Consider the following 7,900-nt stretch of genomic DNA (forward strand, 5'->3'; position numbering starts at 1 on the left):
AGCGCGACGCCGCCACCCTGGGCGCGCGCCAGGACCAGGTCCGCGCCGCCGACGCGCGGGTCGCCCAGACGCAGGCCGCGGTGACCGGCGCCGGCGCGCGGCTGGCCGAGGTGGCCCCGACGGCGCCGAAGAAGGCCCGGGTCGAGGACGTCTTCTTCCACGCGGGCGAATGGGCGCCGGCCAACCAGCCGATCCTCAGCCTGCTGCCCGACGAGCGGATCAAGGTGCGGTTCTTCGTGCCCGAGCGGGACCTCGCGGCGTACCGGATCGGCCGCACGGTGCGCTTCGCCTGCGACGGCTGCGCCAAGGGCCTGTCGGCGCGGATCGAGTTCGTGAGCCCGCGCCCCGAGTTCACCCCGCCGGTGATCTACAGCCGCGAGGCCCGCGACCGGCTGGTCTACCTGGTGGAGGCGCGGCCCTCGGCCCGGCTCAACCCCGGCCAGCCGGTGGACGTGGAGCCGCTGCGGCCATGACCTTCGCCATCGACGTCCATGGGCTGAACAAGAGCTTCGGCGACAAGCACGTCGTCAACGACGTGACGATCCAGGTCGAGGAAGGGCGGATCTGCGGGTTCCTGGGGCCGAACGGGTCGGGGAAGACCACGACCTTGCGGATGCTGTGCGGGCTGCTGACGCCGGACTCGGGCTCGGGCGAGGCGCTGGGGTACGACATCATCCGCGACGCCGACGAGGTGAAGCGGCGCACGGGCTACATGACCCAGAAGTTCTCGCTCTATGAGGACCTCACCATCGCCGAGAACCTGCAGTTCACGGCCCGCGTCTACGGCCTGGACCGGCGGCGCGAGCGGGTGGACGCGGCGCTGGAGCGGCTGGGGCTGACCTCGCGCCGGGATCAGCTGGCCGGCACGCTGTCCGGCGGCTGGAAGCAGCGGCTGGCGCTGGCCACCGCGACGCTGCACGAGCCGCGGCTGCTGCTGCTGGACGAGCCGACGGCGGGGGTCGATCCCAAGGCTCGGCGGACGTTCTGGGACGAGATCCACGCCCTGGCCGCCGAAGGCCTGACGGTGCTGGTCTCCACCCACTACATGGACGAGGCCGAGCGGTGCCACGAGATCGCGTACATCTCGTACGGCCGGCTGATCGCGCGCGGCACGGCCGAGGAGGTGATCGACGCCTCGGGCCTGATCACCTTCCACGGCGAAGGCGCCAACGCCGACAAGCTGGCGCATGAACTCGCGACCGCGCCGGGCGTCGAGACGGCCGCCGCGTTCGGCGCGGCGATCCACGTGAGCGGGACCGACCGGGCGGCCCTGGAGGCGGCGATCCAGCCCTACCGCGGCAAGGGCTACCACTGGACCGAGGCGCCGCCGACGCTGGAGGACGTGTTCATCCAGCTGATGGGCCGGAGCGAGGACAACATCCAATGATGGGCCTGTCCTGGAACCGGGTGTTCGCGGTGCTGATGAAGGAGTTCAAGCAGCTCACGCGGGACCGGATCACCTACGCCATGATGCTCGGCATCCCGGTGCTGCAGCTGGTGCTGTTCGGCTATGCGATCAACACCGAGCCGCGCCACCTGCCGACCGCGGTGCTGATGCAGGAGGACAGCCGCTATGCGCGCTCGATCACGGCGGCGCTGAAGAACTCGCTCTACTTCGACTTCGTCGCCCAGGCGCGCAGTCCGGCCGAGCTGGACGCCATGATCCGCCGCGGCGAGGTGCAGTTCGCCGTCACCGTGCCCGGCGACTTCAGCCGCCGGGTGGCGCGGGCGGACGAAGCCAAGGTGCTGGTGGAGGTGGACGCCACCGACCCGGCCGCCACCGGCGGCGCGGTGGCGGCGCTGGCCGCCCTGCCCGCCCAGGCGCTGGCCCACGACCTCACCGGCGCCGTCGCGCCGCGGGCCCAGGCGCCGGCCCCGTTCGAGGTGGTCGTGCACCGGCAGTACAATCCCGAGGCCATCACCTCGCACAACATCGTGCCGGGCCTCTTGGGGATCGTGCTCACCCTGACGCTGGTGATGATGACCGCGCTCAGCATGACCCGCGAGCTGGAGCGGGGCACGATGGAGACCCTGCTGGCGACGCCGCTCGAGCCGCTGGAGGTGATGATCGGCAAGCTCGCGCCGTACGTCCTGGTGGGGCTGGTGCAGGCGGCCATCATCCTGCTCTTGGCGCGGTTCCTGTTCGAGGTGCCGATGCAGGGCGGCTGGCTCGGCCTCTCGGTCGGGGTAGCACTGTTCATCATCGGCTCGCTGGCTCTGGGCTTCCTGATCTCCACCGTGGCCCGCTCGCAGCTGCAGGCGATGCAGATGAGCGTCTTCTACCTGCTGCCCTCGATCCTGCTCTCCGGCTTCATGTTCCCCTTCCGCGGCATGCCGGCCTGGGCGCAGTGGCTGGGCGAGATCATCCCCGTGACGCACCTGCTGCGCGTGGTGCGGGGATCGCTGCTCAAGGGTCAGGGCCTGGGCGACCAGTGGCGCGAGCTGCTGGCGCTGGTGGCCTTCGTCCTGGTGGTCACCGCACTCGCCATGGCCCGCTACCGCCGGACGCTGGACTAGATCTTCGCGCAAAAGGCCGGCGGGTCGCATTCGCCGCATGGTCCCGGTGGCCGATGGCAGCGACTACGGCGGCAGCCTGCGCAATCCGGCGGGCTGGAACCCCGTCTACGGTTTCCGGACCAGCTTCGGGCGCGTGCCGCTGTCGCCGCGCGACGTCTGGACCGCCTCGACGGGCGTCAACGGGCCGATGGCGCGCAACGCCGGCGACCTGGCGCTGTTGGGCTCTTGCGGCAGGTGGGTAGCCGCGGATTCGACAAACTCCACCGTAGCGCTAGACTCACCCGTCCCTCTGACGCTCTGGGACGCCCTCTCTCTTCATGACCGCTTCCGTGCCTCCGGCCGTCGCCGCCGAGCTCTATCGACTGCTCGCGCACAGCCACGCGCCCTATTCCGGGGTGCGGGTGGCCGCAGCGGTGGAGGGCGACGGCGGGACGATCCACTACGGCGTCAACGTCGAGAACGCCGCCTATCCGCAGGGCCTCTGCGCCGAGGCCAGCGCGATCTCTGCGGCGATCACCCAGGGCGACACTCGGCTGAAGCGGGTCTGGGTGGTCTCGTCGCTCCCCGGCCACATCTGGCCGTGTGGCGGCTGCCGGCAGAAGATCTGGGAGTTCTCGGAAGCCAGCTGCGAGGTGGTCAGCGTCGCAGAGGACAACGCTTGCGAGGGCCACACGATCGCGGCCCTCCTGCCGCTCGGCTTCCGGCTGCCGCCGCGCGGCTAAGCCTTCATCCCGGCCACGTAGCGGTCGATCACCGTCTCCAGCACCGCGAGCGGGCAACCGCCCGTCGTCACCACCGCGTCGTTGAAGTCGCGCAGGTCGAAGCGCGGGCCCAGCGCCGCCTTGGCCTTCTCGCGCAGCCGGACGACTTCGTTGTGGCCGGTCTTGTAGGCGCAGGCCTGGCCGGGGCTGGCGCAGTAGCGGTCGACCTCGCTGGTGACCGCGCCGGTCGAGCGGCCGGTGGCGGCGGTCATCCATTGGACGGCGTGCTCGCGGGTCCAGCGCTTGTCGTGCAGGCCGGTGTCCACGACCAGGCGGGCGGCGCGGAAGCGCAGCGCCTGCAGGTAGCCCAGCCGGCTCATCGGGTCGTCGGCATAGAGCCCCACCTCGTCGGCCAGCTGCTCGGCGTAGAGCGCCCAGCCCTCGGTGAAGGCGCCGAAGTTGATCAGCGACGAGATCGTGTGGACCTCGCTGTGGCGCTCGGCGAGGTACGCGCCCTGCCAGGCGTGGCCCGGCAGCGCCTCGTGCATGGACAGGCTGGCCAGCGTGTATTTCGGCCAGGCGCCGGTGTCCTTGAGGTTCACGTAGTAGATGGCCGGGCGCGAGCCATCGAGGGCGGCGAAGTTCATGTAGCCGAGCGAGGCGCCGTCCTGGATCTCGGGCGGCACGCGTTTCACCTCGACGGGCGCCTTCAGGCCCAGCTTCGAGAACTTCGGGATGAAGGGGCGAATGGCGGCGATCTTGCCCTCGATGAAGGCGATCAGCTCGCGGCGGCCGGCGTCGGTGTTGGGGAACAGGAACTTGGGGTCGCCGGTGAGCGCGCCCATCCGCTCCCCGACCGACCCTTGAGTGTAACCCTGCCCCTTCAGGATGCCGTCCATCATGGCGTCGATCTGGGCGCCCTGGTCCAGGCCGGTCTGGTGGATCTCGGCGGGGGTGCGGTCGGTGGTCGTGTTGTACTTGAGGCCCCAGCGGTAATAGTCGGCCCCGTCGCGGAACTTCCAGACGCCGGCGTCGTGTGTCGCCTGCGGCTGCTGCGCCTTCAGCACGGCCGCCTGCCGCTCCAGCGCCGGGAACACCTGCTGGGCGACGATCGCGGTGGCCCGGGCCTGCCAGTCGCCGTCGATCCCCTTGGCCTTGGCGCGCTCGACCAGCGAGCCCACGAGGCGCGTGGCCGCGGCGTCCTGGGCGCGCAGGTCCTGCCCCTGCTTCAGCGCCGTGGCGAGCAGGAAGTCGGGCAGGACCACGCCCTTGCCGGCGGCGTCCTTGATCCGGTCGCTCTCCTGGTCGAGGGCGCCCCCCACCTGCTCCAGGCGGGCGAGATAGGCCTCGGCATCGTCCTTGGTCTCGATCAGATGCTGGCTGTTCAGGAACTCGCCGGTGTTGGCGACCGTGCCGTCTTGCTGGCTGACGACATACGGGTTGGCGTAGTCGCGGCCGTAGCCAAACCGGCCGCCTTCGGCGCCGACATCCATGGCGTAGAGCACGGAGTCGTAGGTGGTGAGGTCGCGGCCCTTGAGGCTGGCGCGCGGGAGGGCGCGCAGGCGCTTGGCGCGGTCGGCATAGCCCGCGATCTGCTTCGTCCGGCCGCCGGTGGAGAGGTCGTTCAGGCGGCGCCTCAGGCCGGCGCGCGGTCCCTTGTCCTTGCCGATGCCGGTGGCGGTCTGCGGATCGAGGGCCAGCATCTCCTCGACGAAGGTGTCCAGCAGCCTGGCCAGGCGCGAGTCGGAAACGCCCTCGCCCTCGGCTGCGAGCGCGCCCAGCGGCGAGGCGGCGGCGCCCGCGGCGAGGGTGCTGAGCAGAAGCTGGCGGCGGTCGATCATTGCGCGATATCCCCGAACGGAAGGCGGTGAACCTAGCGGGGCTTGTAGATCGCGCAATGGCCTTGCGGCAGACGGGCGTAGCCCGGCGTCAGAACACCAGCGGCAGGGCCACCAGCGCGACCATCAAGGCGCTGTTCCAGAACACGATCCGCGCGACCTTGCGCTGGCGGTTCGGCGACTTGCGGGCCGGCGGGGCTTCGGTGGTGGCGACCACGCGGAAGACGCCTTCGATGATCTCCGGGTTTGCGGCGGCGGCGGCCATGGGGGGCTCCTGGGGGCGTTTCGGTCTCATGACGTCCCAAGGACGTTCGAGAAGACCGATATGCGACACGCCGGCGCCTCTCAATCAGCGAGAACGCATAGGGGTTATGCAGAACTGGTGAGATTTCGGCGGAACCGGGCGAGCGGCTCAAGCGTCAGTAGAGTGTGTGCCGCGATTGCAGCGCTTTCCGAGCTGGCCCTCGTGCTGAGGTCGCCGCGACGTTCTGCGCACCCCGCTTGCCCGACTCTTTCCCACATCCCACCTTGAAGACATGAGCGATCGCCCCTCGGGCGCAGCTCCGCCGCGGCTCGTGGCGGTCCTGGGGCCCACCAACACCGGCAAGACCCACCTCGCGGTGGAGCGCATGCTGGGGCACTCGTCCGGCATGATCGGCCTGCCGCTGCGCCTGCTGGCGCGGGAGATCTACGACCGGATCGTCAAGACGCGCGGCGCACGGTCGGTGGCGCTGATTACGGGCGAAGAGAAGATCGTCCCGCCCAGGCCGCAGTATTACGTGTGCACCGTCGAGGCGATGCCGCTGTCGGTCGAGGTGGATTTCCTGGCGGTCGACGAGATCCAGCTCTGCGCCGACCCCGAGCGCGGCCACGTCTTCACCCACCGCCTGCTGCACGCCCGAGGCAAGGCCGAGACCATGCTGCTGGGCGCCGGGACCATGGCGCCCTTGGTCCGCCGCCTGCTGCCGCATGCCGAGATCCAGACGCGGGACCGGTTCTCGGACCTCACCTACGCCGGGCCCAAGAAGCTGACCCGCCTGCCCCGGCGCTCGGCCGTGGTCGCGTTCAGCGCCGACCAGGTCTACGCGATCGCCGAGCTGATCCGCCGCCAGCGCGGCGGCGCCGCCGTGGTGATGGGCTCGCTCAGCCCGCGCACCCGCAACGCCCAGGTGGCGCTCTACCAGTCGGGCGAGGTGGACTTCCTGGTGGCCACCGACGCCATCGGCATGGGCCTGAACATGGACGTCGATCACGTGGCCTTCGCCGGCCTGCGCAAGTTCGACGGCCGGCGCACGCGGTTCCTGCATCCGCAGGAGGTCGGCCAGATCGCCGGCCGCGCGGGCCGCTATCAGACGAACGGCACGTTCGGCGTCACCGGCGAGGCCGAGGACATGGACCCCGACCTGGTCGAGGCCGTGGAGGGCCACAGCTTCGAGCCTGTGGCCGGGGCCGAATGGCGCAACTCGAAGCTCGAGTTCGCCTCGCTGCCGGCGCTGATCCGGAGCCTGGACAAGCTGCCGGAGCGCGAGGGCCTGAAGCTGTCGGCCGAGGCGCTGGACGAGACCACGCTGAAGGCGCTGGCCGAGGACGACATCGTCCAGACGCGCGCCCGCGACCGCACGAACCTGGCGCGGCTGTGGGACGTCTGCCAGACCCCCGACTTCCGCAAGGTGGCGGCCGAGGAGCACGTGGGGCTGGTGAAGGCCTTCTTCCTGCAGCTCACCGAGCGCCGCCGGCGGATCGGCGACGACTGGATCGCGCGCCAGTACGAGCAGTTGAACCGCACCGACGGCGAGATCGACACCTTGGCCAGCCGCCTCGCCAGCGTGCGGACGCTGGCCTATGTGGCCAACCGCCCCGACTGGCTGGCCGATCCGCCGGAGTGGCAGGGCAAGACGCGCGGTCTGGAGGACCGCCTCTCCGACACCCTGCACGAGAAGCTGATGGCCCGCTTCGTCGACCGGAGGACGAGCGCGCTGATGCGCGGCCTGCGGGTGCGAGAGGAGATGCTGGCCGGCGTCGGCGCCGACGGCGCGGTGACGGTCGAGGGCCACTTCGTGGGCCGCCTGTCAGGCGTGAGCTTCGAGGCCGCCCAGGGTTCGAGCGTGCTGGAGGAGAAGGCCCTTCGGGCCGCCGCGCAGCATGCGGTGGGGCCCGAGATCGCCCGGCGGCTGGGACGCCTCGCGGCCGAGGCCGACACGGCGTTCGCCCTGACGCCCGACGGTGCGCTGCTGTGGGACGGCGTCGCGGTCGGTGCGATCGCCGGCGGTCAGCCGTTCAGCCCGCGCGTGCGGCTGCTGGGCGACGTGGGCGACGATGCGGCCCGCCAGCGGGCGGCGCGGCGGCTGGAGGCGTTCGTGGCGGCCGAGGCCGGCCGCAGGCTCAGCCCGCTGCGCAAGCTGGAAGCCGCCGTGGCCGACGGCAAGATCCGCGGCCTGGCGCGCGGGCTGGCCTACCGCCTGATCGAGGCCGGCGGCGTGCTCGACCGCGCTGAGGTGCGCGCCGACACCCGCGCGCTCAGCCAGGTGGAGCGGCGGATGCTGCGCAGCCTGGGCGTCCGTATCGGCGCGCATTCGATCTTCGTCCCCGCCGTGCTGCGGCCCGAGGCGCGGGCCCTGCTGCAGGCCATCGCCTTGCGTGAGGCGCCCGACTGGCGGCCGCCCGTGGGCGCCGTCAGCCGTCTACCGCAGCCTTTGCCGTCGCCCCGCGTCCTCGCCGCCTACGGCCTGCGGGCGGTCCGTCAGCACGCCGTGCCCGTGGAGCAGCTCGAGCGGCTGGACGAACTGATGCGCGGCGGCGCGCGTCAGGCCGGCGGCGTGGTGCTGGCGGACCAGGCGCGCGAGG

At 71.4% G+C, this 7,900-nt stretch carries 7 protein-coding genes and 1 pseudogene; 6 read left to right on the forward strand and 2 right to left on the reverse strand.

Translation table 11 applies throughout. From position 1 onward, the window contains the following. From VGD44_RS17825 to cdd, 5 genes and pseudogenes are all read left to right on the forward strand, one after another. The coding region (locus VGD44_RS17825) for an HlyD family secretion protein (RefSeq protein WP_331089589.1) at positions 1-473 on the forward strand (473 nt) is incomplete at its 5' end. Then, the gene (locus VGD44_RS17830) at positions 470-1,387 is read left to right on the forward strand and encodes an ABC transporter ATP-binding protein (RefSeq protein WP_331089592.1); all 918 of its coding nucleotides are present in this window, start codon (positions 470-472) and stop codon (positions 1,385-1,387) included. The genes VGD44_RS17825 and VGD44_RS17830, both read left to right, overlap by 4 nt. Next, on the forward strand, positions 1,387-2,517 hold the full coding sequence (locus VGD44_RS17835; protein ID WP_331089594.1) for an ABC transporter permease: 1,131 nt from the start codon (positions 1,387-1,389) through the stop codon (positions 2,515-2,517). The genes VGD44_RS17830 and VGD44_RS17835 overlap by 1 nt, the downstream gene beginning before the upstream one ends. Before the next feature lie 37 nt (positions 2,518-2,554). Beyond that, positions 2,555-2,770 (forward strand): annotated as a pseudogene (locus tag VGD44_RS26545) (amidase family protein); the annotation flags it as partial. Between the two features lie 64 nt (positions 2,771-2,834). Continuing rightward, positions 2,835-3,239, forward strand: coding sequence for a cytidine deaminase (gene cdd, locus VGD44_RS17840; RefSeq protein WP_331089596.1), 405 nt, complete (start codon positions 2,835-2,837; stop codon positions 3,237-3,239). On the opposite strand, the gene VGD44_RS17845 is transcribed toward cdd, so the two are convergent. Continuing rightward, the gene (locus tag VGD44_RS17845) at positions 3,236-5,059 is read right to left on the reverse strand and encodes a DUF885 domain-containing protein (protein WP_331089599.1); all 1,824 of its coding nucleotides are present in this window, start codon (positions 5,057-5,059) and stop codon (positions 3,236-3,238) included. The two genes, cdd and VGD44_RS17845, sit on opposite strands and share 4 nt — an antisense overlap. Before the next feature lie 88 nt (positions 5,060-5,147). Further along, positions 5,148-5,321, reverse strand: a complete 174-nt coding sequence (locus tag VGD44_RS17850; RefSeq protein ID WP_331089602.1) for a hypothetical protein — start codon at positions 5,319-5,321, stop codon at positions 5,148-5,150. A gap of 271 nt (positions 5,322-5,592) precedes the next feature. Between VGD44_RS17850 and VGD44_RS17855 the strand changes: the two genes are divergently transcribed. Further along, on the forward strand, positions 5,593-7,900 hold a 2,308-nt coding region (locus tag VGD44_RS17855), incomplete at its 3' end, for a helicase-related protein (protein ID WP_331089604.1).

It is taken from the genome of Phenylobacterium sp., from assembly GCF_036402295.1.
GTDB lineage: Bacteria > Pseudomonadota > Alphaproteobacteria > Caulobacterales > Caulobacteraceae > Phenylobacterium.

Coding starts and splice junctions, on each gene's coding strand:
- VGD44_RS17830 (WP_331089592.1), top strand. CDS start 470: ATGACCTTCGCCATCGACGTCCATGGGCTGAACAAGAGCTTCGGCGAC.
- VGD44_RS17835 (WP_331089594.1), top strand. CDS start 1,387: ATGGGCCTGTCCTGGAACCGGGTGTTCGCGGTGCTGATGAAGGAGTTC.
- cdd (WP_331089596.1), top strand. CDS start 2,835: ATGACCGCTTCCGTGCCTCCGGCCGTCGCCGCCGAGCTCTATCGACTG.
- VGD44_RS17845 (WP_331089599.1), bottom strand. CDS start 5,059: ATGATCGACCGCCGCCAGCTTCTGCTCAGCACCCTCGCCGCGGGCGCC.
- VGD44_RS17850 (WP_331089602.1), bottom strand. CDS start 5,321: ATGGCCGCCGCCGCCGCAAACCCGGAGATCATCGAAGGCGTCTTCCGC.